The following is a 26,810-nucleotide window of genomic DNA, read 5'->3' on the forward strand; positions in this document are numbered from 1 at the left end:
ATCGACCGCCCGAGGATGCCCCCGGAGGAAGCGTGTCCCATCTCCTGCGCCTGGTCGTGCCCGACCGTCCCGGCATCCTGGGTGCGGTCGCCACCGCACTGGGCGCCGCCGGCATCGACATCGTCTCCCTGGACGTCCTCGAGCGGGGCGGCGGTGTGGCCGTCGACGACCTCGTCGTCGAGCTCCCGCCCGACCGGCTGCCCGACAGCCTGATCACCGTGGCGCAGAGCGTGCCGGACGTGCAGGTGGAATCGCTGCGGCCCTTCGTCGGCGCGCTGGACACCCACCGCGAACTGGACCTGCTGGACGCGCTGGCCCGCACCGACGACGGCGCGGCCGCCAAGCTCCTGGCCGCCGAACTGCCGCGCGTCTTCCACAGCGGCTGGGCGGTGATCCTCGACTGCGGTCCGGACGGCTCGAGGGAGGTCCGCGCCGCCTCCGAGGCAGCGCCGGCGTTCGACGGGCTCGAGCTGCCGTGGATGCCGCTGAGCGGTCCGCGTCTGCTGCCGAGCGACGACGAGTGGCTGCCCGAGCGCTGGCGCGAGATGGCGATCGAGATGATGGCCGCGCCCTACGGCGGGGACGGCTGCGCGATCGTCCTCGGCCGCTCGGGCGGTCCCGCGTTCCGCCGCTCGGAGTTGCTGCGCCTGGCCCACCTCACCGGCATCGCCTCGACCGTGGTCCAGCTGCCTCCGGCCTGATCCGGCGCAGCCGGAGATGGGCCTCGGCGTTCCTCCCGCGCGCCCGAGGTCCGGGCGTCCAAAACTGTCAGTGGTCGAACATACGATCGAACACATGGAAGCCCAGTCGACCGCCGTGGCGGATGCGCCCGTGGCCGGGTGGGCATCGGGTCCGCTGCGCGTGGTGCAGGCCGCGGACCGGGAGATCGCCCGGCTGACCGCGGTCCGGGCGCGGGCGATCGCGGAGTTCGCCGCCTCCCGGCCCGCCTCGGTCGACCGGCAGCCCGGTGAGCCGGGTGCGATGAGCGCCGAGCGCCGCGCCGCCCGGCCGGCGGTGCTGGCCGGGGTGAGCGAGTGGGCGGTGCCGGAGCTGTCGATCGCGCTGTCGATCAGCAAGCCGGCCGCCGCGCGGGAGCTGGAGCGGGCGATGACGCTGGTGCACAAGCTGCCGGCCACGCTGGACGCGCTGGAGTCCGGGCTGCTGCACACCGGGCACCTGTTCACCCTGCTGGAACGGGTCGCGGTCGTCGCCGACGACGCCAAGCGGGCCGAACTCGAGCGTGACGTGCTCGCGTGGGTCGCCGCCCGGGCGGGCACGCGGCACCTCACCACCCCCGCGCAGCTGGCCGACAAGGCCCGCCGGATGGGGCTGGGCCGGGACCCGAAGCAGGAAGCGGCCGACCTGCTGGCCGCCCTGCGCGCCCGCGGCGTCTGGGTGCGCCCGGACCGGCGGCCGGGGATGGCGATGCTCGAAGCGCTGCTCACCGCACCGGAGGCGCAGGCGCTGGTGGATGCGCTGGGCCGCTACGCCGACGCCCTCGACGACCCGGCCGACACACGCACCCGCGGGCAGAAGATGGTCGACGTCCTGCTCGACCTGGTGCTGCGGCCCGGCGAATCCCGACTGCCGCCGGTGCAGGCCCAGCTGACCCTGGTCGCCGGAGTCCGCACCCTGCTCGGCGGCGCAGCACCGGGTGATGTGGGTGGCGAGCCGGTGCCGGCGGAGATGGTCCGCGCCCTCGCCCGAGCCCTCGGCCTCCTCAGCGACGCGCCAGCCACACCGCAGCCCGCCCCCGCGCCCGCGGCGGCCGGGTTCTGGGACCCGACCGGCCAGCCCGACGAGAGCTGGCCGGAGCACGCCCGGGCCGACTTCGACCGGTGGGAAGCAGAGATCGACGCCCGCGCCCTGGCCGGCGTGTGGGGCGGCGAGGACGACCCACCACCAGAGGTGCAGCAGCGCTGGTGGGAGGAGGAAGCCCGCCGCAACGCCCACCAACACCCTGACCCCGGCGAACCCCAGCGCGACCCCCACGACGACGGCGACGTCGCACGGGCCGAAGCCTGCGACGACGAGCCGGAGCCAGCGACGGCCCATGCCCCGGCGCCGACCGAGGGCGTGCAGGCAGCCGCACGCGCCGCCGCAGAACAGGCCGGCCTCGCCCTGCTCCACCTCGACCAGGCACTGCGCCGCGCCTCGGCCGCCGCCGGCCGCGCCTGGCTGGATGACCGAGCCGACGACCGAGCCGCGACCGCCGCCCGCGGGCACCTCATCGACGCCGCGAACAGCGACCTGGAGGCACTCAAGTCCGCGTCCGCGGAGCGGCGTGCAGAGCTGGCCGCACTCCTGGACCGCAGCGCCGGCGGCACCCTGGTCGACCGGCCCCGCATCGCCGTCGTCGACGAACTCACCGGCGCACTACTGGCCCTCACCGACGCCCGCGAACTACGCCGCAGATCCCACTGCGGCCAACCCACCTGCACCCGCCGCCCCGAACGCTGCGACCACGACCTCACCGGCCGCCCCGGCCTCGGCCCACCACCACCCACCGACGGCTACCGGCCCGCCACAGCCCTCGACCGCTACCTCCGCGCCCGCGACGCCCGCTGCCGCTTCCCCGGCTGCCGACACCCCGTCGCCGAACTCGACCACAACACCCCCGCCCCCCACGGACCCACCAGCGCCTGCAACCTCTGCGGCTTCTGCACCAACCACCACCGCTGCAAGCACCAAGCCGCCGACTGGACCCACCACCTCGCCGCCGACGGCACCCTCACCGTCACCACCCCGAGCGGCCTCGCCGCCGCCACCACACCCCCGCCCTACTGAGCAGGGGACCCGGCGCTCGCGTCCGAATGTCGGTGGCCATCACTAGCCTGCGCGGCCATGGGCACCGGACCGTTCTGGGACGTCGTCGAAGGCCGCACCGAGGCACCACCCGTCGCGCACCTGCTGGGTTTCCGCTTCGTGCGCGCGGACCCGGAGGAGGGCACGATCGAGGTCGGATTCACGGCCACCGAGCAGTTCCTCAACCCGGCAGGGCACATCCAGGGCGGGATGCTCGCCGCGATGCTCGACGACACCATGGGCCCGGCGCTGGTCGCGACGCTCGGCCCCGGCGAATGGGCCCCGACGACCGACCTTCACATCCAGTTCCACCGGCCGGCCCTCCCCGGTCCGCTCACCGGACACGGGCGGGTGGTCCGCCGTGGCGGAGCGATCGCCTTCCTCGGCGGAGAACTCGTGGACGCCGACGGGCGCACCGTCGCGACCGGAATCGCGACGGCCGCGCTCCGCCGCGCCTGACCACCGCGCCGGGCTACTCGCTGCCGTCGCCGATCGTCGCCACCTCGCGCGCGGCGTCCGGCCCCTGCTCGAGCAGCACCCGGAAGCCGTCGTCGTCGAGGACCGGCGCCTTCACCTGCACCGCCTTGTCGTACTTGCTCCCCGGGTCGGCGCCGACCACGACGAATCCGGTCTTCTTCGACACCGAGCCGGTCACCTTGCCGCCGCGCTCCTGGATCGCAGCGGTGGCCTGGTCCCGGCTGTAGTCGCGCAGCGAACCTGTCACAACGACGGTCACCCCGGTCAGCGGACCCGGCCCGGCGTCCTCCCCCTCGTCGGCCATCCGCACCCCGGCCCGGCGCCACTTCTCGACGACCTCGCGGTGCCAGTCGACGGCGAACCAGTCGCGGATCGCCGCGGCGATGGTCGGGCCGACACCGTCAGCCGCAGCGAGTTCCTCCTCGCTCGCCTCGGCGATCCGGTTCAACGACCGGAAGTCACGCGCCAGCGCCTGCGCGGCCGTCGGACCCACGTGCCGGATCGACAGCGCCACCAGCACCCGCCACAGCGGGACGTCCTTGCGGGTCTGCAGGTTGGCCAGCAGCTTCTGGCCGTTGGCCGAGAGCGTGCCGTCCTTCTTGGTGAAGAACTCCGACCGCTCGAGCTTCTCGGCGTCGAGGAAGAACAGGTCGCCCTCGTCGCTGAGCAGCCCGTTGGCCAGCAGCGAGGTGGCGGCCTCGTACCCCAGGTTCTCGACGTCGAAGGCACCCCGGCCGGCGACGTGGAAGACCCGCTCCCGCAGCTGCGCCGGGCACGAGCGGGAGTTCGGGCAGCGGATGTCCGCGTCGCCCTCCTTCTCCGGACGCAGCTCGGTGCCGCACTCCGGGCAGTGCGTCGGCATGACGAACTCGCGCTCCGAGCCGTCCCGGGCCGCGACAACCGGACCCAGCACCTCGGGGATGACGTCACCGGCCTTGCGGATGACGACGGTGTCGCCGATCAGCACGCCCTTGCGCTTCACCTCGCTCGCGTTGTGCAGCGTCGCCAGCTGCACCGTCGAGCCGGCCACCTTCACCGGCTCCATGTACGCGAACGGGGTCACCCGGCCGGTGCGCCCGACGTTGACCCGCACGTCGAGGAGCTTCGTCGTCGCCTCCTCCGGCGGGTACTTGAAGGCGATCGCCCAGCGCGGCGCCCGGGAGGTCGACCCGAGGCGCCGCTGCAGCGCCACCTGGTCGACCTTCACCACGACGCCGTCGATCTCGTGCTCCACCGAGTGCCGCTGCTCGCGGTAGCGCTCGATGTAGGCCCACACGCCCTCGAGGTCGTCGACCACCTCGTAGCGCGGGCTCACCGGCAGGCCCAGCTCGCGCAGCCGGTCGTAGGCCTGCGACTGGAACTCCGGCTGCCACCCGTCGTGCGCACCGATCCCGTGCACGATCAGCCGCAGCGGCCGCGTCGCGGTCACGCGCGGGTCCTTCTGCCGCAGCGAGCCCGCCGCGGCGTTGCGCGGGTTGGCGAACGGCGCCCGGCCCTGCTCGACCATCGCCGCGTTCAGGTCGGCGAAGGCCTCCACCGGGAAGTAGATCTCCCCGCGCACCTCCAGCCGCTCCGGCAGGTCGTCACCGGTCAGCTGCTGCGGGACGTCGTCCATCGTCCGCACGTTGGCGGTCACGTCCTCGCCGGTGACGCCGTCCCCCCGGGTGGCCGCGCGCACCAGTCGGCCCCGCTCGTAGAGCAGCGCGACGGCGAGCCCGTCGATCTTCAGCTCGCACAGGTAACGCGCCCCGGACCCGACCTCCCGCTCGACCCGCGCGGCCCAGGCGGACAGCTCGTCGCTGGAGAAGGCGTTGTCGAGCGACTGCATGCGTTCGATGTGCTGCACCGGCGCGAAGGTCGCCGCGAAGCCGCCGTTGACCTTCTGGCTGGGCGAGTCCGGCGTGACCAGCGCCGGGTGCGCGGACTCCAGTGCCTTGAGCTCGCCCATGAGCTCGTCGTACTGGCCGTCGCTGACCAGCGGTTCGTCGCGGACGTAGTAGGCGAAGGCGTACCGGTCCAGCTCCTCGGAGAGGTCGCGGTGCCGGGTGCGCGCGTCGTCAGGGACCTCGGTGAGGTCTTCGCGGTCGATTGCGGCCTCGACGACCGGTTGGTCCAGCGCGGCAGACTCGGTGGTCACCCGGAAACGGTATCCGGCGGGTACGACGGCGAACCCGCCCTCACCCGGTCGGGCTCACTCCGGCTGGAGGTACTTCGCGGCCTCGCGGACATGGGTCATGGCCGCCCGGGCATGGGCGGGGGTCGCACCGGCCAGGCCGCAGGCCGGGGTGAGGGTGACCGCGTCCGGCAGCCGGTCGGCGGGGAACCCGAGCTCCCGCCAGAAGGCCTGCACCCGGCTCGCCGTCGCCTTCGGCTCGGGCAACGCGGCGTCGGTGCCCGGCACCACCCCGACCAGCAGCTGCACCCCGGCCTCGATCGCGGTGCCGACGGCGTCCAGGTCCTGCACCAGCCCGAGGTCGAACGACAGCCCGGCCGCGCCGGCGGCACGGAAGAGGTCCAGCGGCATCCGCTGCGCGCAGCAGTGCACGACGACGTCACCGGGCAGCGCGTCGAGCATCGCCCGGAGCTCCTCCTCCACCACCGCGGCGGCCACCGCGGGCAGCTTCCCGAAGCCGCTGGCCGTCGGCAGCCCGCCCTGCAGCACCGCGGGCACGCTCGGCTCGTCCAGCTGGACGGCGATGCGGGCACCCGGCACGCGCGCGCCGACCTCGGCGACGTGCGCGGCCAGCCCTTCGGCGAGCGACTGCGCGAGGTCGCGGCGCGCACCCGGGTCGACGACGGCGCGCTCCCCGCGGGTCCGCTCCAGGGAGGCGGCCAGCGTCCACGGGCCGGCGGCCTGCAGCTTCAGCGGCCCCTGGTAGCCCTCGGTCTGCTCGAGCAGGGCGTCCAGATCACGTGCCAGGAACTCCTGCGCCCGCCGCTGGTCGCCGCCCGAGCGTGGCACCAGCCGCCAGCCGGCCGGCGTGAGGTCGACGGCGAGGTCCACGAGCAGCCCGGCCGTGCGCCCGATCATGTCCGCGCCGGCGCCGCGGCCGGGCAGCTCGGGCAGGTGCGGCATCCCGGGCAGCTCACCGAGGACGAGCCGGACCGCCTCCGCCGGATCGGCGCCGGGCAGCGACCCGACGCCCGTGGCGGCGCCCCAGGACGACGTCACAGAGCCACGGCCGCCTGCCCGACGACCCGGTCACCGCGCTCGGCGTCCGGCTCGTAGAGGACGGCGGACTGCCCCGGGGCCACGCCCCGCTGCGACTCGGCCAGCGCGATGCTCAGCCCGCCGTCGTCGGTGGCGCGCACCTCGCAGGCGACCGGACTGCCGTGGGCCCGGAGCTGGACCTCGAAGCGCCCCGGCAGGGCCGGCGCCGCACCCGTCCACGTCGGAGCACCGGTGCGCACCTCGTCGACCGAGGCGAGGTCGGCCGTGCCGATGGTCACCGTGCGGCTGACCGGCTCGATGCCCAGCACGTACCGCGGTCGCGAGTCCCCGGCGCTCACGCCCAGCCCCTTGCGCTGGCCGATCGTGAAGCCGTAGGTCCCGTCGTGCTCGCCGACGGTCGTCCCGGTGGCGGCGTCCACCACCGGACCCGGTCGGCTGCCGAGCTTCCGGGACAGGAAGCCGCGGGTGTCGCCGTCGGGGATGAAGCAGATGTCGTGCGAGTCGGGCTTGGCGGCGACGGCGAAGCCGCGCTCGGCCGCGATCTCCCGGACGCGGTCCTTGGTCATGCCGCCGAGCGGGAACATCGCCGCGGCCAGCTGCTCACCGGTCAGGACGGCCAGCACGTAGGACTGGTCCTTGGCGGCGTCGACCGACCGGCGCAGGACGCCGTCGGCCAGCCGGGCGTGGTGCCCGGTCACGACGGCGTCGAAGCCCAGCGCCCGGGCCCGGTCCAGCACCGCCGAGAACTTGATCTTCTCGTTGCAGCGCAGGCACGGGTTCGGCGTCCTGCCCGCGGCGTACTCGGCCACGAAGTCGTCGACGACGTCCTCGGTGAACCGGTCGGCCATGTCCCACACGTAGAACGGGATGCCGAGCTCGTCGGCGACCCGGCGGGCGTCGTGCGAGTCCTCGACGCTGCAGCAGCCGCGCGAGCCGCTGCGCAGCGTCTGCCGGTTCTGCGACAGCGCCAGGTGCACCCCGGTGACGTCGTGTCCGGCGTCCACGGCCAGCGCCGCGGCGACGGCGGAGTCCACTCCCCCGCTCATCGCGGCGAGGATCCTCACGACCGGCCCATCCCGGCGCGGCGCGCCCGCTCCACCACGGGGGCGATCACCTCGAGGACGGCGTCGACGTCGGCGTCGGCGGAGGTGTGGCCGAGGCTGAACCGCAGCGAGCTGCGGGCGCGGTCCGCGTCGGCCCCCACGGCCAGCAGCACGTGGCTGGGCCGGGCCACCCCGGCGCTGCACGCCGAGCCCGTGGAGCACTCGATGCCCTTGGCGTCGAGCAGCATGAGCAGGGCGTCGCCCTCGGCACCGGGGAAGGACAGGTGCGCGTTGCCGGGCAGCCGCCCCGGCCCGCCGGCGACGACGTCGTCCAGCGGGGCGCCGTTGAGCTGGGCGTCGGGTACCTGCGCCACGACCCCGGCCACGAGCCGGTCGCGCAGCGCGGCCAGCCGGGCGGCCCGCTCCTCGCGGGTGGCGACGGCGCTCGCCGCGGCGGTCGCCAGGCCGACGATCGCGGCGACGTCGAGCGTCCCCGACCGGACGTCGCGCTCCTGGCCGCCGCCGTGCAGCAGCGGGGTGCACTCGACGTCGCGGCGCAGCAGCAGCACCCCCGCGCCCATCGGCCCGCCCAGCTTGTGCCCGGTCATGGTGAGGGCGTCGACCCCGCTCGCGCCGAAGTCCACCGGCACCTGCCCGACCGCCTGGACGGCGTCGGTGTGCAGCGGCACCCCCACGGCGTGCGCGGTCTCGGCCAGCACCGCGATGTCGCTGACCGTGCCGATCTCGTTGTTGGCCCACATGGCGCTGGCCAGAGCCACGTCCCGTCCGTCGCCCAGCGCGTCGGCCAGTGCCTCGGGACTGACCCGCCCGGTCGGCCCGACCGGCAGCCAGGTGACCTCGGCCCCGTCGTGCTTGATCAGCCACTCGACGCTGTCCAGGACGGCGTGGTGCTCGGCGGGACTGACCACGAGCCGGCGCCGCTGGGCGTCGGCGGCCCGGCGGGCCCAGAACAGGCCCTTGACCGCCAGGTTGTCGCTCTCGGTGCCCCCGCCGGTGAACAGCACCTCCGAGGGGCGGGCGCCCAGCGCCTCGGCCAGCCGCTCGCGCGACTGCTCGGCCACCCGGCGCGCGGCGCGACCGCTGGCATGCAGGGAGGACGCGTTGCCGACGCGGCCCAGCTGCTCGCTCATCGCGGCCAGCACCTCGGGGAGCACCGGGGTCGTCGCCGCATGGTCCAGGTAGGTCATGTCGCCGCCAGGGTAGTCGCGCCCGCCGGGGCCTCCTGCCCCGACGGGACCGTGCGGTCGGCCACCCGGGCACCCACGAGCGCCGGGACGGTGAGGACGGCGACCGCGGCGACCACCGCGGGCCACAGCGCACCCCCGCCGTCCGCCGCCCCGGCCACCAGGACGCCCGCCAGCCCCACGCACAGGGCCGACGCGGTGACGTCGGAGATCTGGAAGGCAGCGGAGTTGGCACCGCGGTCGGCCTCGGGCGACTGGTCGAGCAGCAGCACGCCGACGCTGGGCATGCCCAGCCCCATGCCGACACCGGCCACGGCCCAGGTCAGGTAGGCCGGCCAGCCGCCCAGGGCCGGGATCGCGGTCGTGGCCGTCGCGGCGAGCCCGAGGGCGAGCAGCAGGAACCCGGCACGCAGCACCCGCTCCCGCGGCACGTGCGTCAGTCGCCCCTGGAGCTGCGCGGCGGTCACCCAGCCGACGGCCCCCGCGGTCAGCGGCAGCCCGGCGGTGGTGGCGCTCCACCCGTGCTGCGTGGTGAGGACGAACGGGAGCAGGGCGTCCATGCCGAAGAAGGAACCGGCCAGCAGCCCGCGGCCGGCGATCACGGCCGGGATGCCCGGGCGGGCGCGGACCGTGCCGCGCGGCAGCAGCCGCCGCAGTCCGGCGGCCAGGGCCAGGGCGCCCAGGACGGCCAGGCCGGCCGCGGCGAGGTCGAGTCGCTGACCGGCGTAGAGGCAGGTGGCGATGCCGACCCCGGTCAGCAGCGCCCACGGGACGTTGCTGGCCCGGCGGCGTGCCGGCTCCGGATCGGGTGCGTGCCCCGATCCGCCGCTGAACAGCAGTGCCAGCCCCGCCCCGACGAGCGGCAGCAGCCCGAGGAAGACGCCGCGCCAGCCGATGTGCGTGGTCACCAGCCCGGCGACCAGCGGTCCGATCAGCGCGGGCAGCACCCATCCGGCCGCGAAGGCGCCGAACAGCCGCGGGCGGAGCTCTGAGGAGAACGCCTGCCCGGCGATGACGTAGAGCAGCACGATGACGATGCCGGCGCCGAGCCCCTGCACCGCCCGGCCCAGGACGAGCACGGCCATGCTCTGGGCGAGGCCGGCGATCAGCAGCCCGGTCGCGAACAACGCCACTCCGGCGAGCACGCCCGGGCGCGGCGGCCTCCGGTCGCCCACCTCGCCGCCGATCACCATGCCGGCCACGGACGCCACGAGGAAGGCGCTGAAGGTCCAGGCGTACCAGGCGACGCCGTCGAGCTCGGCGACGGCGGTCGGCATCGCCGTCCCCACGGCCATCGCCTCGAAGGCGATGAGGGTGACGAGGGTGAGCAGTCCGATCGTCGCCCGACGGTGCTCCGCGTCCCAGATGCTCGCCGCCGCAGTCCCGTCCACGAACCGCCCAACCGTCCGGGTGCCCCGGAGCTTCCCGCTCCGGGGCCCGGATCCGGACGATCGGCGTCAGCCGCGGACGGCCACGCTCTCCCCCGGGACGGCGGCCGGTGCCGTCTCCTCCTCCGGCCGGCTCAGCGCCCGCCCGAGCAGGACCAGCGCGACCGTCGCGACCGCGATCCCGGCGACCTCGGTCGCCTTCACGGTGAACTCGGTCGCGACGAAGGCCCCGATGCCGAGCAGCCAGCAGGCCAGCGCCGCCCACGGGAGCGCCCCGGCCCGCCGTGCCCGGAGCAGTCCCGCGGCGAGGACCACCGGGCCGAGGAGCAGGGCGGGCAGGGTGAGCACCAGCGGCAGGAAGCCCGGGCCGACGTCGGCGTTCGCGACCGTCTCGGCCGCCTCCCGGCCGATCGCCGGGTCGGTCAGCTGGTACATGTGCAGGTTGAAGGCGCCGCGGCCGGCGGCGAGCCAGACCCCGCCGAGCCCCAGCATCACGGTGCCGGCACGCATCAGGCCACTGCCGCGGCCGGAGACGTCCGCTCGCCCGGCCACGACGGCCGCGGCCACGAGCAGCACCCCGGCCAGGGCGAACAGCGCGGTGGCGAGGGCCTGCATGGGGCGGTCGGCGGCGACGGCCGCCAGCCGGTCGGACCAGGCGGTGCCCATGTCGGGGAGCACCGCCTGGCCGGCGGTCCAGGCGGCACCGGCGAGCAGGAGCAGCACGGGCAGGGACGAACGCTTCACGGGGATCTCCTCAGGACGACGTCGACGGACCCGCCGATCGTCAGCACCGGAACCGTCCCGGGAACTGGCGCGCGGCACCCGGCTGCCTGCACCACGCTCCAGGTGGATCCTGCAGCCCACTCCCTCCCCCGCAGCCGCCGCGACTGCCACAGTGACGCGGTGCCCGCCGACGTCCTCATCGGGATCGTCCTGGTCGCCTGGCTCGCGTCGGGCCTGGCGGCCGTCTGCCTGACGCCGCGCAACACCGCGGCGCGCACGCTGCTGCTGGCCGGTCTCCTGCTCGCGGCGAGCGCCCTGGCCGACTCGCTCGCCGCGGATCCCGACGTGGGCGACCTCCCCTTCGCCCTCCTGCGCACCGCCGGCTGGATGTCGTTCCTCGGTGCCGTCGCGGCCATCGTCGCGACCCTGGCCCGGCTCCCCGACGGCGCGGCCGACCGGCCGTGGCACGTCCGGCTCGCAGGGGGCCTGGCCGTGCTCGCCGTCGTCGCGCCGCTGCTGGAACTGGTGGGTTCGGAGTCCCTGGCGGTGGACGAGGACGGTGTGGTCCACGCCAACCCGCTGGCCGTCGACGCGCTCGAGCCACTGGCAGGTCTGGGCGCCGCCGTACGGGTCACCGAACCGGCCTGGGTGCTGCTGGGCGTCGCCGTGCTGGTGCTGCGGTGGCGCAGCGGGGATGCCGAGCGGCGGCGCGAGCTCAGCTGGGCCATCCGGAGCATCGCCCTCCTGGCCTGCCTCCTGCTGCTCATCGTGGTGGTCGAGGTCAGCGGCCTGCCCATCCCGCCCGAGCGGGTCTTCGTGCCGCTCTTCCTGCTGGCGCTCGCGCTGTTCCCCCTCGCCCTGCTCGTCGGGATCACCCGCCGGGTCCGCGTCCTGGAGGACCATCTGGTCGAGTCGCGCGAGCGGCTGGTCAGCGCCGAGGACGCCGCCCGGCGGACGCTGGAGCGCGACCTCCACGACGGAGTCCAGCAGCAGCTCGTCGCCGCGCTCTCGCTCGTGGCGCTGGCCTCGCGCCAGGCGTCCCGCCGTCCCGAGGAAGCCCGGGCCACCGTCGGTGAGGTCGGGCAGCGCATCCAGGACGCCATCACCGAACTGCGCGAACTGGTGCGCGGCCTGCGCCCGCCGGTGCTCGCCGACGCCGGACTGGTGGCCGCGGTGGAGAGCCGGCTGACCGGCCTGCCCGCCCGGGTCGAGCTGGAGACGCCGCTGGGCCCGGCCGACCGGTGCGCGCCCGCCGTGGAGGCCGCCGCCTACTTCGTCGCGACGGAGGCGGTCACCAACGCCCTCAAGCACGCGCCGGGCAGCCGGGTCGTGGTGCGCATCGACCTCGTCGACGATCGGCTGTGCCTCGAGGTGGCCGACGACGGCCCCGGGCTCCCGGACGACCCGCCGGCCGGGCCCGGCCCGAGCGGCCTCAGCGGTCTGCGGGACCGGGTGGAGTCGCTCCGCGGCACCTTCGCCGTCGTCCGCGCGCCCGGTGGCGGCACCGTCCTGCGGGCCTCGTTCCCGGCGGGAGGGAGGTGACGGTGCGACTCGTGCTGGCCGACGACAACTACCTGGTGCGCGAGGGCGTGCGCCGACTCCTCGACGACGGACCCGAGGTCGAGACGGTGGGCACGGCCGCCAGCGCACCGGAGCTGCTGGCGCGCGTGGCGCAGCTGCGTCCCGACGTCGTCCTCACCGACATCCGGATGCCGCCGGGGTTCAGCACCGACGGGATCACCGCGGCACGGCAGATCCGGGCCGAGCACCCCGGCGTCGGCGTCGTCGTGCTCTCGCAGCACGCCGACGCGTCGTACGCGACCACGCTGTTCAGCGCCGGCACGGCGGGTCTGGGTTACCTGCTCAAGGACCGCGTGTCCGACCGCGACGAGCTGGTCCGCGCGCTGCGCGCGGTGCACGACGGCGGCTCCGTGGTCGACCCGGCCGTCGTCGACGCGTTGGTGGCCGCGGGACGGCGCACCCGCGACTCACCGGTGAACCGGCTGACCGGCCGGGAGCTGGACGTGCTGCGCGAGATGGCGCAGGGGCGGACGAACGGCGCGATCGCGGCCCGGCTGCACGTCTCGGAGTCCGCCGTCAGCAAGCACGTCGCGGCCATCTTCGCCGCGCTGGGCCTGCACGAGTCGCGGCAGGTGGACCGCCGGGTGAGCGCCGTCCTGGCCTGGCTGGAGCACCGGGACCCCTGAGATCGCGTCGAGCGCCGGCCCCCGTACGGGGACCGGCGCTCGACGCGAGGTGCTGCTGTCGTTACTTGCGGGCCTGGATCAGCTCGGTGGCCTGCGGGACGACGGTGTTGAGGTCACCGATGACACCGAAGTCGGCGAGCTCGAAGATCGGCGCCTCCGGGTCCTTGTTGATGGCGACGATCGTCTTCGACGTCTGCATGCCGGCGCGGTGCTGGATCGCACCGGAGATGCCGACCGCCACGTACAGGTTCGGCGAGACGGTCTTGCCGGTCTGCCCGACCTGGAAGCTGTGCGGGTAGAAGCCGGAGTCGACCGCGGCACGCGAGGCACCGACGGCCGCGCCGAGCGAGTCGGCCAGCGCCTCGATGATCGAGAAGTTCTCGGCGCTGGCGACACCACGACCACCCGAGACCACGATGGAGGCCTCGGTGAGCTCGGGACGGCTGCTCTTCTGCTCGACCACGCGGTCGGTGACCTTGGCCTGCTTGGCGGCGTCGGAGACCGACACCGACACGGCCTGCTCGGCACCCGCGGCCGCAGCCGGCTCGGGGGTGACCGAGTTGCCGCGCAGGGTGTAGATCGGCGTGCCGGCGGTGACCTTCGAGTGCACGATCACCGCGCCGGCGAAGGCGGCCTGCGTGGCGGTGCCGTCGGCGGCGATCTCGGTGACGTCGGTCAGGAAACCGCTGCCGATCTTGATCGCCAGCCGGGCGGCGACCTCCTTGCCCTCGGGCGAGGAGGGGATGACGACGGCGGCCGGCGACTTCTCGCCCACCAGCTGCGCCAGCACCTCGGCCTTGGGCGCGACGAGGAACTCGTCGATCTCGGGGGCCTCGGCGACGTAGACGGTGGCGGCGCCGTACTCGGCGAGCTGGTCGCGCACGCCCGCGGCGGTGCCGGGCGCGGCGATGACGACCGCCGACGGCTCACCGAGCGCACGCGCCGCGGTGAGTGCTTCCAGGGTGGTCTTGCGGACTCCGCCGCCGGCCGGGTTGAGCTCGGCCAGGACCAGGACCTCTGCCATGCGTGGGTTCTCCTCTTCCTTCGATCCGGGCCGGACTCAGACGATCTTCTGGCTGGCGAGGTAGTCGACGAACTGCTGCCCGCCGTCGCCCTCGTCGGTGACCTTGACGCCCTCGCCCTTGGGCGGGCGGCCGGAGAAGTCGAGGACCTGGGTCGTGGCGTTGGCCAGCCCGACGGCCGAGGCGTCGACGCCGATGTCGGCCAGCGACTTGGTCTCGACCGGCTTCTTCTTGGCGGCCATGATCCCCTTGAACGAGGGGTAGCGCGGCTCGTTGATGGTGTCCCAGGTGGACACGATCGCCGGCAGCGGCGCCTCGACGGCCCAGTAGCCGCCGTCGGTCTGCCGCTCGATCTTCGCGGTGCCGCCGTCGACCGTGAGCTTGCGGGCACCCGACAGCTGCGGGAGCCCCAGGCGCTCGGCCAGCAGCGCCGGCATGACGCTCATCTGGCTGTCGGTCGCCTCGGCGCCGCAGATGATGAGGTCGTACTCCAGCTGCCCCAGGGCAGCGGCCAGGACGGCGCTGATCTGCACGGCGTCGGAGCCCTTGATGGCCTCGTCGGAGATGTGCACCGCCTTGTCGGCGCCCATGGAGAGCGCCTTGCGGATGGCGTCGGTGGCGCTGTCGGGGCCGACGGTCAGCACGGTGACCTCGCCGCCCTGGGCCTCCTTCACCACGAGCGCCTCTTCGATGGCGTACTCGTCGATCTCGTTGACGACGTTGTCCGCGGCGGCGCGCGCGACGGTGTTGTCCGCCGGGTCCAGCTTGCGCTCGCTGCCGGAATCGGGGACCTGCTTGACCAGTACGACGATGTTCACGCCAGACCTACCTCCGCGACGGGGTCAGGGGGTGCGGGCATGAGGCCCGCCCAGCTCCGACCAAGGAGGTTACTTGCAGGTATGAGGGACGCGGCACGAGGGCCGGGTGAGCCACGTCACGAGGGGTCGCCCCATAGCCCCGTGCGGGCGAATCGCTGCAGCCTGGCGGCGTGCGGGGCCAGGTCCAGTCCCTGCGCGGCGACCCACTCGTCGGAGTAGTAGGTGTGCGCGTAGCGCTCCCCGCCGTCGCACAGGAGGGTGACCACGCTGCCCGTGCGGCCGGCGGCCACCATCTCGGCGACCAGCGCGAAGGCGCCCCACAGGTTGGTGCCGGTGGAGCCGCCGGCCCGTCTGCCGGTCGTCGTCGCCAGGTGCCGCATCGCGGCGAGCGAGCCGGCGTCGGGCACCCCGATCATCCGGTCGACGATCGTGGGCACGAAGGAAGGCTCCACGCGCGGCCGGCCGATGCCCTCGATGCGGGAGGGCATCCCGGTGGTCCAGTCCGGCTCCCGGGCCGCGTAGCCGGGGAGGAACGCCGAGTTCTCCGGGTCGACGACGGCCAGCCGGGTGGGGTGCCGGCGGTAGCGGATGTACCGGCCGATCGTCGCGCTCGTGCCGCCCGTGCCGGCACCGACGACGACCCACTCGGGGACCGGGTGCCGCTCGGCGGAGAGCTGCTCGAAGATCGACTCGGCGATGTTGTTGTTGCCCCGCCAGTCGGTGGCGCGCTCGGCGAAGGTGAACTGGTCGAGGTAGTGGCCCCCGCACTCGGCGGCCAGCCGGCGGGCTTCGTCGTACATGTCCGGAGCCCGGTCGACGAAGTGGCAGCGGCCCCCGTGGAACTCGATGAGGGCGATCTTCTCGGGGCTGGTCGAGCGCGGCATCACCGCGACGAAGGGCAGGCCGAGCATGCGGGCGAAGTAGGCCTCGCTCACCGCCGTCGATCCGCTGGAGGCCTCCACGACGGTGCTGCCCTCGGTGATCTGACCCGAGCACAGGCCGTAGAGGAACAGCGACCGGGCGAGCCGGTGCTTGAGGCTGCCGGTCGGGTGGGTCGACTCGTCCTTGAGGTAGAGGTCGACACCCCACTCCGGGGGCAGCGGGTAGACGAGCAGGTGCGTGTCCGCGCTGCGCCGGGCGTCGGCCTCGACCGTCGCCACCGCCCGGTCGACCCACGCCCGGCCGGCGGGGTCCGAACGGTCGACGTCGTCTGGGCCCGATGAGCTCATGCCCGCATGATCACGCATCCCCCTGGTTCAGGACGACGGACAGGCGCATCCCCGCGGCAGGTCGCCGGCCTGGGTGGCACGGCAGAAGCGCAGCGAGATGGTGTCGTGGGCGCTCAGCGGGTGCGGGCAGTTCCCGCAGGCGTCGGCGGGTGCGTGCTCGTCGGTGGGCGTGGCGGACGGTGCGGAGACCATGGGTGAACCTGACCGGGCCGGCGACCGGCCCACGGCGTGCTCCTGGTCCCGGCACCGGCGACGGACGGCCGGCGCGCGAGGTGGACCAGGACCCCCCGGACGCTACGCCTCCCGGCGTCAGCGGCCGGTGAACGTGGCCTTGCCCGGCCCGCTCTCCAGGAACGAGCTCATGCCGGTCTTCTGGTCCTCGGTGTCGAACAGCTCGGCGAACAGCCGGGTCTCCAGCGTCAGCGCCTCGTCCATGGGCAGCTCGAGGCCCTCGTCGATGGCGCGCTTGGCGGCGGCCAGCGCCAGCGGCGGCCCGGCGGCGAACTTGCGAGCCATCGCCACGGCGGTCTCGTAGACCTCGGCGTCGGGGACGACGGCGTCGGCCAGGCCGATCTCCAGCGCCTCCTCGGCGCCGACGTGCCGGCCGGTGAAGACCAGGTCCTTGGCCTTGGCCGGGCCGACCAGACGGGCGAGCCGCTGGGTGCCCCCCGCGCCCGGGATGACGCCGAGCAGGATCTCGGGCTGGCCGATCTTCGCCTTGCTGCCGAGCACGCGGAAGTCGGCGCACAGCGCGAGCTCGTACCCGCCACCCAGCGCGTAGCCGGTGATCGCGGCGATGACCGGCTTCGGCACCCGCGCGACGACGCGGAACGACTCCTGCAGCTCCCGGCCCCAGTCCGCCATGCCGACGGCGTCGAGCTGGGACATGGCCTTGATGTCGGCGCCCGCGGCGAAGACACGCTCTCCGCCGTAGATGACGACGGCGCGGACGTCGTCGCGCTCCCCCGCCTGCAGCGCCGCGGCGCGCACCTCCCGGTGCAGCTGCTCGTCGATCGCGTTCATCTTCGGGCGGTCGAGGCGGATGGTGCCCACCCCGTCCTCGACCTGCAGGGTCACGAACTCCGGATCGGCCATGCGGGGAACCTTAGCGAGCGCGGCGGGCGGTGAACCGGCCGTCGGTCCGGGTCACGTCCAGCGGCAGGCCGAAGGTGTCCGAGAGGTTCGCGGCGGTGACCACGTCGTCGGTCGCCCCCGCGGCCACCACCTCTCCCCCGCGCAGCAGGAGGGCGTGGTCGTACCCGGGCGGGATCTCCTCGACGTGGTGGGTGACCAGCACTTGCGCCGGGGCGTAGAGGTAGCGGGCCAGGTCCGAGAGGCGGGCCACCAGGTCCTCGCGGCCGCCCAGGTCGAGGCCGGCGCCCGGCTCGTCGAGCAGCAGCAGCTCGGGGTCGGGCATGAGCGCCCGGGCGATCTGGGCGCGCTTGCGCTCCCCCTCGCTGAGGGTCCCGAACGGCCGGTGCGCGAACTGGGCGACGCCCCACTGCTCCATGAGGATGCCGGCGCGGGTGAGGTCGTGGACGTCGTAGCGCTCCCGCCCCCGGCCCACCACGGCGTAGCCGGCCGAGACGACGATGTCCCCGGTCGTCTCCGCCGGGCTGATCCGCTGCGCCAGGGCGGCGCTGGTCAGCCCGATGCGGGGGCGCAGCTCGAAGACGTCGACCGCACCGAGGGTCTCCCCCAGCAGCTGCACCTCGCCCCGGGTCGGGTGCAGCAGCGCCCCGGCCAGCTGCAGCAGCGTGGTCTTGCCGGCCCCGTTGGGCCCGAGGACCACCCACCGGTGGTCGGCCTCCACGTGCCAGTCGACACCGCGCAGCAGGTGGGTCTCCCCCCGCACGACGTCGACCCCGGTCATCCGGACGACAGCCCCTTCGGAGGCGTCTGTGCCGCCCCCACCCACCCCACCGACGCTCGACACGGACCCCATCCAACCAACCCGCCGCGCACCACGTGCACGCGCACACGCCCCGGGCTTGGCACGATCGCCCGGTGATCGAGCATCCGGTCGCCGAGGTCCTGCCCGGCTCCCCCTCCCCCCTCGGCGCGCACTGGGACGGCACGGGCACGAACTTCGCCCTCTGGTCGGCCGGCGCCTCCGCCGTCGAGCTGTGCCTGTTCGACGCCGACGGCACCGAGCACCGCCAGCCGCTGACCGAGACCACGCACCAGGTGTGGCACGGCCGCCTGCCCGGGATCGGCCCCGGTCAGCGCTACGGCTATCGCGTCCACGGCACCTACGAGCCCTCGACCGGGCAGCGGTACAACCCGGCCAAGCTGCTGCTGGACCCCTACGCCCGCGCCGTCGACGGCGGGCTGGAGCTGCACCCCTCGCTGTTCGGGCACGCCGACTCCCCCGAGGGTCCGCCCGACGACCGGGACTCCGCCCCGCACGTGCCCCGCGGCGTGGTGGTCCACGACATCTTCCCGTGGGACGGCGACCGGCCGCTGCGCACCTCGTGGTCGGACACCGTGATCTACGAGGTGCACGTCAAGGGCGCGACCATGCGCCACCCCGACGTGCCGGCACACCTGCGCGGAACCTACGCGGGCCTGGCGCACCCCGCCTTCGTCGAGCACCTGCAGGGCCTCGGCGTCACGGCCGTCGAACTGCTGCCCGTGCACCAGTTCGTGAGCGAGCCGCACCTGCTGCGGCGCGGGCTCACCAACTACTGGGGCTACAACACCCTCGGGTTCTTCGCCCCGCACGCCGCCTACAGCTCCGCGGGCGGCGGCGGTGGGCAGGTGACCGAGTTCAAGACGATGGTCAAGGCGCTGCACGCCGCCGGCATCGAGGTCATCCTCGACGTCGTCTACAACCACACCGCGGAGGGCGACCACACCGGGCCGACCCTGTCGTTCAAGGGCATCGACAACAGCGGCTACTACCGCGTCGACCCGCAGAACCCGGCCCGCTACACCGACTACACCGGGTGCGGGAACACCCTGGACGTGCGCCGGCCCGCGGTGCTGGGGCTGCTCATGGACTCGCTGCGCTACTGGGTCACCGAGATGCACGTCGACGGGTTCCGGTTCGACCTGGCCCCGGCGCTGGCCCGCTCGACGCACGACGTCGACCGGTTCTCGGCGTTCTTCGACGTGGTGCACCAGGACCCGGTGGTCAGCCAGGTGAAGCTGATCGCCGAGCCCTGGGACGTCGGCCCCGGCGGGTACCAGGTGGGCAACTTCCCGCCGCCGTGGACGGAGTGGAACGCCGCCTACCGGGACACCGTGCGCGACGTGTGGACGGGTGCGCACGTGGGCGTCCGCGACCTCGCCTACCGGCTCACCGGCTCCTCGGACCTGTACCGCTCCGACGGCCGGCGCCCCTTCGCCAGCATCAACTTCGTCACCGCCCACGACGGCTTCACGATGCGCGACCTGGTGACCTACCAGGACAAGCGCAACGAGGCCAACGGCGAGGACAACCGGGACGGCGAGAGCCACAACCGCGGCTGGAACTGCGGCGTCGAGGGCGAGACCGACGACCTGGCGGTCAACGCCCTGCGCGGCCGTCAGGTGCGCAACCTGCTGAGCACGCTGCTGCTGTCCACCGGCGTGCCCATGCTCACCGCCGGTGACGAACTGGGCCGCACCCAGCAGGGCAACAACAACGCCTACTGCCAGGACGGCGAGCTGTCCTGGCTGGACTGGACCCAGGTCGACGAGGACCTGCGGGCGTTCGTCGCACACGTGCTGCGGCTGCGCCGGTCGGCGCCCGTGCTGCGGCAGGAGGCGTTCTTCGAGGGCCACGAGCTGCCCGGCACCGGCGGCACACGCGACCTCGCCTGGTTCGCCCCCGACGGCGGTCAGCTCACGACGGCCGACTGGTTCGACACCGGGCTGCAGACCGTCGGCATGTACCTCGACGGGCGGGGCATCCGCGGCCGCGACGCCCACGGCCGGCCAGTGGTGGACGACTCCTACCTGGTGCAGCTGCACGCGGGCCCGGATCCGGTGACCGTCGAACTGCCCGGACCGCCGTGGGCCGACGGCTACGAGCTGGTGCTGTCCACCGAGTACGCCACCGGGGCACCGCCCGAGACGACCGTGGTGGCGCCGGGTCCCATCCAGCTCCCGGGCCGCTGCGTCTGGCTGCTCAAGGTCCTCCGCCGACCCTGACGAGCTGGAGAGAACTCGCACCGTGACGCAGAAGCCGCCTGTCGACGTGCCCGCCGACATCGCGTTCGTGCATGCCATCGGTGGTCGTGCGGGGGTGGGCGCCTGGCCGATGCAGGCGGACCTTCCGGGCGCCCGCTTCCTGGTCCGACGGGGGTTCGGCGACGACGAGCTGCCCGAGGAGTTGACGGTCGACGGCGAGGCGACCTGGCTCGCCGCACAGGTCCACCCCGCCACGGTCCTCGTCGGGCACTCGTGGTCCGCAGTAGCGGTCCTGGCGACGGCGATCCGGTCGCCCGGGCTGCGTGGCGTGGTCGTGATCGAACCGGCAGCGACATTCGCGGCCGCCGACGAGTACAGCGTTCAGGAGCACGTCCGCGCCGTTTCCCCGGCCACGGCGCAGGACGAGCGGTCGCTGGAGCTGCTTCGCCGACACCGACCGCCGTGGGAGACCAGGCTGACACCGGCGGCTCTCGCAGGCATGGCGGTGCCGCTCGCAGTGGTGACCGGCGGCTGGAGCCCCCTCTACGAGGCCATCGGATCGGCCGTCGTGGACATCGCAGGCGGCCACCACGTTCAGATCGAGGGAGCGGGGCACCGGCCGCAGGATGTCGGGCGGTTCAACGACTTCCTGCTGAGCTGGGTCGGCCGGCTGTAGCGGCGCTCCGACCGGAACGAAGGGTTGAACCCGAGAGGCCCAGGACCGGTGCGGTCCTGGGCCTCTGGGGTTCAGCGGTCCGCAGAGCTACTCGGGCTGCTCGAAGGTGATGACGGTCCAGCCGAGGAGCAGGCGGTCGCCGTCGGACAGGGGGTGGGCGACGCCCGGCTCGAGCTGGGTCCACTCGGTGGCCTCCGGCCCGGCGACGTGCGTGCCGTTGAGCGAGCCCAGGTCGATGAGCGAGACCTCCTCGCCGGAGCGGGTCAGCGCCGCGTGGGCCGAGGAGAGCACGTTCTGGGTGTCGGCGATCGGCACCGGCCGCGCGCCGCCGCTGCTGACCATCTCGTGGTTGTCGGGACGACGCCCGAGCACGAGGTCCTCGTCGACCGTGATGACCAGGCCGTCGTCGAACCGGAGGACCGGCGCCGCGGCGCCGGCCTCGGGGCGCCAGAAGGCGGTCTCCTCGCCCGTCTCGGGCGGGGTGCTGGCCCGGCTCGCACCGGCACCGGAAGCGGAACCGGACGCGGCACCGAACCCGGAGTCCGAGCTCGCGGTGAACGACGACGGGGCGGCCTGGGCGGGCGCCGCAGCCGGGGCGGCGGTCAGGTGCAGGGCGGCGCCGGACCCGGGCACGGTCCCCTCGACGAGGTCGAAGGAGATGCCGGGAGCCGACTGCGAGGCGGCCTCCCCCGGGCCCACGTAGAGCGCGCGGCCCACCGGGAAGCCGGAGGCGACGGTGCCCCCGTCCACCGACGACCCGGACAAGGGGACGCCGTCGACGGACGGCTGGCCCTTGCCGGACCACAGGGCGACGCCGGTGCCCGATGCGCGGTCGGCGAGCACCAGCGCGAAGGAGGCGCTGCCGGAGACGAGCGACCCCGCACGCGCGGCCACGGCCGACAGGACGCGGTCGGCGCCGGGGCCGGAGACGCCGAGGCAGGCGTGGAGGGCCGCCACGAGGGCGGGCGAACCGGGAGCGTCGACCCACAGCAGGGCGCCGTCGCGGCGGGCGACGACGGCGTCTCCGGGGAGGACTTCACAGCGGTCGGGCATGGCGGCCAGCCTAGTGATGCGCAACGGACTTCGGTGCCCGGCCACCCCCGCCACGCCGTGATCGCTGCACGTCACACCGAACAGGTGGGACCAGCGTGACGGGAGCGTCGCGACGTGTGACCGGGCGCTCCGATCAGGCCGTCGTCACCACCCCGAGCTCGGCCGGGTCGGCCAGGTGCTCGGAGTACGGGAGGACCCGCACGGTGTAGCCGAAGGCGCCGGTGCGCTCCAGCGGCACGGTGGCGGTGAACCAGTGGCGGGAGCCCTCGCTCTGCTCGTGGGCCATGGGCACCGACGTGACGTCGTGCAGCCCGTCGGCGTCGTCGACCCGGCCGTAGGCCGCCTGCACCTGGACGTCGGAGGGCTCCAGGCCCGGCAGCTCCACCTCCGCGCGCAGCGCGAGGGTCGAACCGATCTCGGGCGTGTCACCGGCTCCGGTGGCCTCCACGTGGGCGACGCGGACGGTCGACCAGTTGTGCAGCAGGTGCGCCCGCCACTGCGACTCCGACCGCGCCGGGGCGTAGCCGTCCGCGGACATCACGCGGGCCGACTGCGCGGCCGGCACGTACAGCGCCTGCACGTAGTCGCGCACCATGCGGGTGGCCAGCACCTTGGGCCCGGTCTCGCGCAGCGTGTGGCGGACCATCTCCACCCAGCGCGCCGGCACGCCCTCCGCGTCGCGCTCGTAGAACCGCGGCAGCACCTGGGTCGAGAGCAGGTCGTAGATCGCCCGCGCCTCGACCTCGTCGCGCCGGTCGGCGTCGGCGACACCGTCGGCCGTGGGGATGGCCCAGCCGTTCTGGCCGTCGAACCACTCGTCCCACCACCCGTCGCGGATGGAGAGGTTCAGGCCGCCGTTGAGCGCGGCCTTCATGCCCGAGGTCCCGCACGCCTCCAGCGGGCGCAGCGGGTTGTTCAGCCAGACGTCGCAGCCCCAGTAGAGGTAGCGGGCCATGCCGATGTCGTAGCCGGGCAGGAACGCGATCCGGTGCCGGATCTCCGGGTCGTCGGCGAACTCGACCATCTGCTGGATCAGCTTCTTGCCGCCGTCGTCGGCCGGGTGGCTCTTGCCGGCGATGACCAGCTGCAGCGGCCGCTCCGGGTCCAGCAGCATGGCCTTGAGGCGGGCCGGGTCGCGCAGCATGAGCGTCAGGCGCTTGTAGCTGGGCACCCGGCGGGCGAAGCCGATGGTGAGGACGTCGGGGTCGAAGGCGGTGTCGGTCCAGCCGACCTCCGCCTCGGTGGCCCCGCGGGAGAGCGCGGTCTCGCGGATGCGGCGGCGCACCTCCTCCACCAGCCGGCCCCGCAGCGTGCGGCGAATCGCCCACAGGTCGCCCGCGGCGATGGCGTCGACGCCGTCGAAGTGGACCGGGCCGGTGACCTCCGCCGGGTCGCCCTGGCTGGAGGTCTGGGTGCCCATCTCGACCAGCTCGCGCGCGGTCCAGGTCGGCGCGTGCACGCCGTTGGTGATCGAGCCGATCGGGACGTCGCCCTCGTCGAACCCGGGCCAGAGGTTGTTGAACATGCCCCGGCTCACGTGCCCGTGCAGCTCGCTCACGCCGTTGGCGCGCTGGCCCAGCCGCAGGCCCATGTGGGCCATGTTGTACTTCGACGGATCCTCCTCGGCGCCGAGCGCGAGCAGGTCCTGCAGCGGGACGCCGAAGCCGGCGAAGTACCGCTCGATGAGACCCCTGGGGAAGCGGTCGATGCCCGCCGGGACCGGGGTGTGCGTGGTGAAGACCGTGCCCGCCCGCACCGCCTGGACCGCCTCGGCGAACGACAGCCCGTGGGACTCCATGAGCTCGCGGATCCGCTCGATGCCGAGGAAGCCCGCGTGCCCCTCGTTGGCGTGGAACACCTCCGGCGCCGGCGTCCCGGTGAGCGCGCAGTAGGCGCGCAGGGCCCGCACGCCGCCGATGCCCAGGAGCATCTCCTGACGCAGGCGGTGGTCCTCGTCGCCGCCGTACAGCCGGTCGGTCACGCCGCGCTCGGCCGGCGCATTCTCCTCGATGTCGCTGTCGAGCAGGAGCAGGGAGACCCGGCCCACCTGCGCCCGCCACACGTGGGCGAACAGCGTGCGGCCCTCGGGCAGCGGCACGGAGATGACGACGGCGGACCCGTCGGGCTCGCGCAGCAGCTTGACCGGCAGGCCGTGCGGGTCCAGCGACGGGTAGTGCTCGAGCTGCCAGCCGTCGGCCGACAGGCCCTGGGTGAAGTAGCCGGCCCGGTAGAGCAGCCCGACGCCGATCAGCGGCACCCCGAGGTCGGACGCGGCCTTGAGGTGGTCACCGGCCAGGATGCCGAGGCCACCGGAGTACTGCGGGAGGACCTCGGTGATGCCGAACTCCGCGGAGAAGTACGCGATCGTCGCGGGCGCCTCGGCCCCCAGCGACTGGTACCAGCGCGGCGTCGTCAGGTACTCCTCGAGGTCGTCGACGGCGTCCTGCAGCCGGCGGACGAAGCGACGGTCCTTGGCCAGGGCGGCCAGCCGCTCGGCCGACACCTCGCCGAGCGCCCGGACCGGGTCGCCGCCGCACGTCCGCCAGAGGCCGGGGTCCAGCGACTCGAAGAGGTCACGCGTCTCGGGGTGCCAGGACCACCGGAGGTTCATCACGAGCTGGGACAGGGGCGTCAGGGGTTCGGGCAGCGCCGCACGGACGGTGAACCGACGAAGAGCACGCACCGGCCGAGACTAACCAGCGGACGGCGTCCCGCCAGGGGTTCGACGGAACAATCCGGGCCGGCGGCCGCACCGCTCCAACGGGTGAGGCCCGTGGGACGGCACCGCAGCCGAGGTGCTGGTGGGGCGGGACCTCAGTAGCGTGGTCGGCGATGACTGGCCGCACTGACCTCCGCCTCGGCATCTCCGATGTCGCCCCCGTCGTGTCCTGCGGGACCTTCTCCGCCCGCGCCGTGGTGGGTGAGCACCTGCCGATCACCGCGACGGTGTTCCGCGAGGGCCACGACGCCGTCGCGGCGAACGTCGTGTGGACCGCGCCGGACGGCTCCGAGGGGCCGTTCGTCCGCATGGCGAAGCTGCCGCCCGAGCCGGACCGCTGGATCGCCGGGGTCGTGCCCGACCGCGAGGGCCGGTGGACCTTCCGCGTCGAGGCCTGGAGCGACCCGCTGGCGACGTGGCGGCACGCGGTCGAGGTCAAGGTCGAGGCCGGCCAGGGCCCCGAGGACCTGGCCAACGACCTCGAGGAGGGCGCGCGGCTGCTGGACCGGGTGGCGAAGGAGGCGGACGCGGACTGGCAGGGCCGGGTCGAGGCCGCCGCCGCCGCGCTGCGCGACACCTCGCAGGAGCTCACCGTCCGCATCGCGCCCGCGCTCGCGGCGGGCCTGCAGAAGTACCTGCACGAGCACCCCGTGCGCGAGCTGGTGACTCCCTCCCCCGAGTACGAGGTGTGGGTCGACCGCCGGACGGCGCTCTTCGGCTCCTGGTACGAGTTCTTCCCGCGGTCGGAGGGCCCGGTCGTGGGCGGCACGTCGACGCACGGGACGTTCGCGACCGCGGCCGACCGGCTGCCCGCCATCGCCGACATGGGCTTCGACGTGGTCTACCTGCCGCCGATCCACCCGATCGGCACGGTCAACCGCAAGGGCCCGAACTCCAAGGAGTTCCCCGGCGGCAACCCGCACGAGGTCGGGCCCGACGACGTCGGCTCCCCGTGGGCGATCGGCAGCGCCGAGGGCGGCCACGACGCCGTCCACCCGCAGCTGGGGACGATGGAGGACTTCCGCGCCTTCGTCGCCCGCACCCGCGAGCTGGGCATGGAGGTGGCGCTGGACTTCGCGCTCCAGGCCGCACCCGACCACCCGTGGGTCGAGGCCCATCCGGAGTGGTTCACGACCAAGCCCGACGGCACGATCGCCTACGCGGAGAACCCGCCGAAGAAGTACCAGGACATCTACCCGATCAACTTCGACAACGACCCCGACGGCATCTACGCCGAGTGCCTCCGGGTGATCCGGGTCTGGATCGAGGCCGGCGTCAAGATCTTCCGGGTCGACAACCCGCACACCAAGCCGCTGAACTTCTGGCACTGGCTGATCTGGGAGGTCAAGAAGACCGACCCCGACGTCCTGTTCCTCGCCGAGGCCTTCACCCGGCCGGCGATGATGCACCAGCTCGCGCGGATCGGGTTCACCCAGTCCTACACGTACTTCACGTGGCGGACCGAGCGGGGCGAGCTCGAGGAGTACGGCCGCGAGCTGGCCACCAACAGCCACTACATGCGGCCGAACTTCTTCGTGAACACCCCGGACATCCTCCACGAGTCGCTGCAGTTCGGCGGCCCCCCGATGTTCAAGATCCGGGCGGTCCTCGCGGCGATGCTGAGCCCCACCTGGGGGGTCTACTCCGGCTTCGAGCTCTTCGAGCACGTAGCGGTGAAGCCGGGCAGCGAGGAGTACCTCGACAGCGAGAAGTACCGGCTGCGGCCGCGCGACTGGGAGGCGGCCGAGGCCTCCGGGCGGAGCCTCGCGCCCTACCTGCGCCGGCTCAACGAGGTCCGCCGCGCGCATCCAGCGCTCCAGCAGCTGCGCACGCTGCACTTCCACGCCGTCGACAACCCGAACCTGCTGTGTTTCTCCAAGACCGACCCCGGGTCCCAGGACGCGGTGCTGGTCGTGGTCAACCTGTCCAGCCGCGACACCCACATCGGCACGACGGCGCTGGACCTGCCGGTCCTCGGACTGGACTGGCACGAGCGGTTCGGCGTCACCGACGAGCTCAGCGGCGCCCACTACGACTGGGGCCAGTTCAACTACCTGGAACTCGATCCCTACCGCGAGCCCGCCCACGTCTTCGCGGTCACGCTGCCGCGCCCGGTGCGCTTCCCGCCGCCGGTCTCCTGAAGTCAGGACCCCGCCC

22 protein-coding genes are annotated in these 26,810 nt (G+C 74.0%); 8 read left to right on the forward strand and 14 right to left on the reverse strand.

Going from position 1 to position 26,810, the window contains the following annotated elements; translation table 11 throughout:
• Nucleotides 1–32: 32 nt before the first annotated feature.
• The 3 genes from BN344_RS09080 (at nt 33) to BN344_RS09090 (ending at nt 3,264) form a co-directional block, all read left to right on the forward strand.
• A complete protein-coding gene (locus BN344_RS09080) occupies nt 33–701 on the forward strand; it encodes an ACT domain-containing protein (RefSeq protein ID WP_040338266.1) in 669 nt (222 codons plus the stop codon).
• A 94-nt stretch (nt 702–795) separates the two neighbouring features.
• Nucleotides 796–2,787: a DUF222 domain-containing protein gene (locus BN344_RS09085; RefSeq protein ID WP_040338267.1), complete on the forward strand. Its 1,992-nt coding sequence runs from the start codon at nt 796–798 to the stop codon at nt 2,785–2,787.
• Nucleotides 2,788–2,844: 57 nt separating this feature from the next.
• Complete coding sequence (locus BN344_RS09090) at nt 2,845–3,264, forward strand: PaaI family thioesterase (protein WP_040338268.1); 420 nt, start codon at nt 2,845–2,847, stop codon at nt 3,262–3,264.
• A 13-nt stretch (nt 3,265–3,277) separates the two neighbouring features.
• Here the strand turns inward: BN344_RS09090 and ligA are convergent, their stop codons facing one another.
• The 6 genes from ligA to BN344_RS09120 all read right to left on the reverse strand — a co-directional run bounded on the left by ligA (nt 3,278) and on the right by BN344_RS09120 (nt 10,834).
• Nucleotides 3,278–5,419, reverse strand: a complete 2,142-nt coding sequence (ligA, locus tag BN344_RS09095; protein WP_040338269.1) for an NAD-dependent DNA ligase LigA — start codon at nt 5,417–5,419, stop codon at nt 3,278–3,280.
• A gap of 54 nt (nt 5,420–5,473) precedes the next feature.
• On the reverse strand, nt 5,474–6,454 hold the full coding sequence (locus BN344_RS09100; protein WP_040338270.1) for a methionine synthase: 981 nt from the start codon (nt 6,452–6,454) through the stop codon (nt 5,474–5,476).
• Nucleotides 6,451–7,518: a tRNA 2-thiouridine(34) synthase MnmA gene (gene mnmA, locus BN344_RS09105; RefSeq protein ID WP_040338271.1), complete on the reverse strand. Its 1,068-nt coding sequence runs from the start codon at nt 7,516–7,518 to the stop codon at nt 6,451–6,453. The genes BN344_RS09100 and mnmA overlap by 4 nt, the downstream gene beginning before the upstream one ends.
• Complete coding sequence (locus tag BN344_RS09110; RefSeq protein ID WP_040338272.1) at nt 7,515–8,705, reverse strand: cysteine desulfurase family protein; 1,191 nt, start codon at nt 8,703–8,705, stop codon at nt 7,515–7,517. The genes mnmA and BN344_RS09110 overlap by 4 nt, the downstream gene beginning before the upstream one ends.
• Nucleotides 8,702–10,093 carry an MFS transporter gene (locus tag BN344_RS09115; RefSeq protein WP_040338273.1) on the reverse strand — a complete coding sequence of 464 codons (1,392 nt, stop codon included), beginning with the start codon at nt 10,091–10,093 and terminating at the stop codon, nt 8,702–8,704. Before BN344_RS09115 ends, BN344_RS09110 begins: the two co-directional genes overlap by 4 nt.
• A 66-nt stretch (nt 10,094–10,159) precedes the next feature.
• Entirely contained in the window at nt 10,160–10,834 is a 675-nt protein-coding gene (locus BN344_RS09120) for a hypothetical protein (protein WP_040338274.1), read from the reverse strand.
• 159 nt (nt 10,835–10,993) lie between these two features.
• Between BN344_RS09120 and BN344_RS19000 the strand changes: the two genes are divergently transcribed.
• Complete coding sequence (locus BN344_RS19000) at nt 10,994–12,355, forward strand: sensor histidine kinase (RefSeq protein ID WP_051515749.1); 1,362 nt, start codon at nt 10,994–10,996, stop codon at nt 12,353–12,355.
• Between the two features lie 2 nt (nt 12,356–12,357).
• The gene (locus BN344_RS09130; RefSeq protein WP_231486683.1) at nt 12,358–13,020 is read left to right on the forward strand and encodes a response regulator transcription factor; all 663 of its coding nucleotides are present in this window, start codon (nt 12,358–12,360) and stop codon (nt 13,018–13,020) included.
• Between the two features lie 61 nt (nt 13,021–13,081).
• Here the strand turns inward: BN344_RS09130 and BN344_RS09135 are convergent, their stop codons facing one another.
• From BN344_RS09135 to BN344_RS09155, 6 genes are all read right to left on the reverse strand, one after another.
• Entirely contained in the window at nt 13,082–14,044 is a 963-nt protein-coding gene (locus BN344_RS09135; protein ID WP_040338276.1) for an electron transfer flavoprotein subunit alpha/FixB family protein, read from the reverse strand.
• Between the two features lie 36 nt (nt 14,045–14,080).
• Nucleotides 14,081–14,860, reverse strand: coding sequence for an electron transfer flavoprotein subunit beta/FixA family protein (locus BN344_RS09140; protein WP_040338277.1), 780 nt, complete (start codon nt 14,858–14,860; stop codon nt 14,081–14,083).
• A 116-nt stretch (nt 14,861–14,976) separates the two neighbouring features.
• On the reverse strand, nt 14,977–16,089 hold the full coding sequence (gene cds1, locus BN344_RS09145; protein ID WP_040338278.1) for an L-cysteine desulfhydrase Cds1: 1,113 nt from the start codon (nt 16,087–16,089) through the stop codon (nt 14,977–14,979).
• Between the two features lie 27 nt (nt 16,090–16,116).
• Entirely contained in the window at nt 16,117–16,281 is a 165-nt protein-coding gene (locus BN344_RS20245) for an RGCVC family protein (RefSeq protein ID WP_166518216.1), read from the reverse strand.
• A 117-nt stretch (nt 16,282–16,398) separates the two neighbouring features.
• Entirely contained in the window at nt 16,399–17,184 is a 786-nt protein-coding gene (locus tag BN344_RS09150; RefSeq protein ID WP_040338279.1) for an enoyl-CoA hydratase/isomerase family protein, read from the reverse strand.
• A 10-nt stretch (nt 17,185–17,194) separates the two neighbouring features.
• On the reverse strand, nt 17,195–17,962 hold the full coding sequence (locus tag BN344_RS09155; RefSeq protein ID WP_040338280.1) for an ABC transporter ATP-binding protein: 768 nt from the start codon (nt 17,960–17,962) through the stop codon (nt 17,195–17,197).
• Between the two features lie 134 nt (nt 17,963–18,096).
• Between BN344_RS09155 and glgX the strand changes: the two genes are divergently transcribed.
• Entirely contained in the window at nt 18,097–20,226 is a 2,130-nt protein-coding gene (gene glgX / locus BN344_RS09160; RefSeq protein WP_040338281.1) for a glycogen debranching protein GlgX, read from the forward strand.
• Nucleotides 20,227–20,248: 22 nt separating this feature from the next.
• Nucleotides 20,249–20,881: an alpha/beta fold hydrolase gene (locus BN344_RS09165; protein WP_040338282.1), complete on the forward strand. Its 633-nt coding sequence runs from the start codon at nt 20,249–20,251 to the stop codon at nt 20,879–20,881.
• A gap of 87 nt (nt 20,882–20,968) precedes the next feature.
• Here BN344_RS09165 and BN344_RS09170 read toward each other — a convergent pair whose 3' ends face one another.
• Together BN344_RS09170 and glgP are read right to left on the reverse strand one after the other, a co-directional pair.
• The gene (locus BN344_RS09170; RefSeq protein WP_040338283.1) at nt 20,969–21,934 is read right to left on the reverse strand and encodes an FHA domain-containing protein; all 966 of its coding nucleotides are present in this window, start codon (nt 21,932–21,934) and stop codon (nt 20,969–20,971) included.
• Between the two features lie 133 nt (nt 21,935–22,067).
• Nucleotides 22,068–24,617, reverse strand: coding sequence for an alpha-glucan family phosphorylase (gene glgP / locus BN344_RS09175; RefSeq protein WP_040338284.1), 2,550 nt, complete (start codon nt 24,615–24,617; stop codon nt 22,068–22,070).
• A gap of 149 nt (nt 24,618–24,766) precedes the next feature.
• Here glgP and BN344_RS09180 point away from each other — a divergent pair, with 149 nt between their 5' ends.
• The gene (locus BN344_RS09180; protein ID WP_040338285.1) at nt 24,767–26,794 is read left to right on the forward strand and encodes an alpha-1,4-glucan--maltose-1-phosphate maltosyltransferase; all 2,028 of its coding nucleotides are present in this window, start codon (nt 24,767–24,769) and stop codon (nt 26,792–26,794) included.
• Nucleotides 26,795–26,810 lie beyond the last annotated feature (16 nt).

It is taken from the genome of Candidatus Blastococcus massiliensis AP3 (assembly GCF_000582785.1).
In the GTDB taxonomy this organism is placed as follows: Bacteria; Actinomycetota; Actinomycetes; order Mycobacteriales; family Geodermatophilaceae; genus Blastococcus; species Blastococcus massiliensis.

What these genes read in the sequence shown, in the direction of transcription:
- BN344_RS09135 (WP_040338276.1), bottom strand. Translation starts at nt 14,044, where the DNA reads ATGGCAGAGGTCCTGGTCCTGGCCGAGCTCAACCCGGCCGGCGGCGGA.
- BN344_RS09170 (WP_040338283.1), bottom strand. Translation starts at nt 21,934, where the DNA reads ATGCCCGACCGCTGTGAAGTCCTCCCCGGAGACGCCGTCGTCGCCCGC.
- cds1 (WP_040338278.1), bottom strand. Translation starts at nt 16,089, where the DNA reads ATGAGCTCATCGGGCCCAGACGACGTCGACCGTTCGGACCCCGCCGGC.
- BN344_RS09110 (WP_040338272.1), bottom strand. Translation starts at nt 8,705, where the DNA reads ATGACCTACCTGGACCATGCGGCGACGACCCCGGTGCTCCCCGAGGTG.
- BN344_RS09155 (WP_040338280.1), bottom strand. Translation starts at nt 17,962, where the DNA reads ATGACCGGGGTCGACGTCGTGCGGGGGGAGACCCACCTGCTGCGCGGT.
- BN344_RS09180 (WP_040338285.1), top strand. Translation starts at nt 24,767, where the DNA reads ATGACTGGCCGCACTGACCTCCGCCTCGGCATCTCCGATGTCGCCCCC.
- BN344_RS20245 (WP_166518216.1), bottom strand. Translation starts at nt 16,281, where the DNA reads ATGGTCTCCGCACCGTCCGCCACGCCCACCGACGAGCACGCACCCGCC.
- BN344_RS09085 (WP_040338267.1), top strand. Translation starts at nt 796, where the DNA reads ATGGAAGCCCAGTCGACCGCCGTGGCGGATGCGCCCGTGGCCGGGTGG.
- BN344_RS09150 (WP_040338279.1), bottom strand. Translation starts at nt 17,184, where the DNA reads ATGGCCGATCCGGAGTTCGTGACCCTGCAGGTCGAGGACGGGGTGGGC.
- BN344_RS09090 (WP_040338268.1), top strand. Translation starts at nt 2,845, where the DNA reads ATGGGCACCGGACCGTTCTGGGACGTCGTCGAAGGCCGCACCGAGGCA.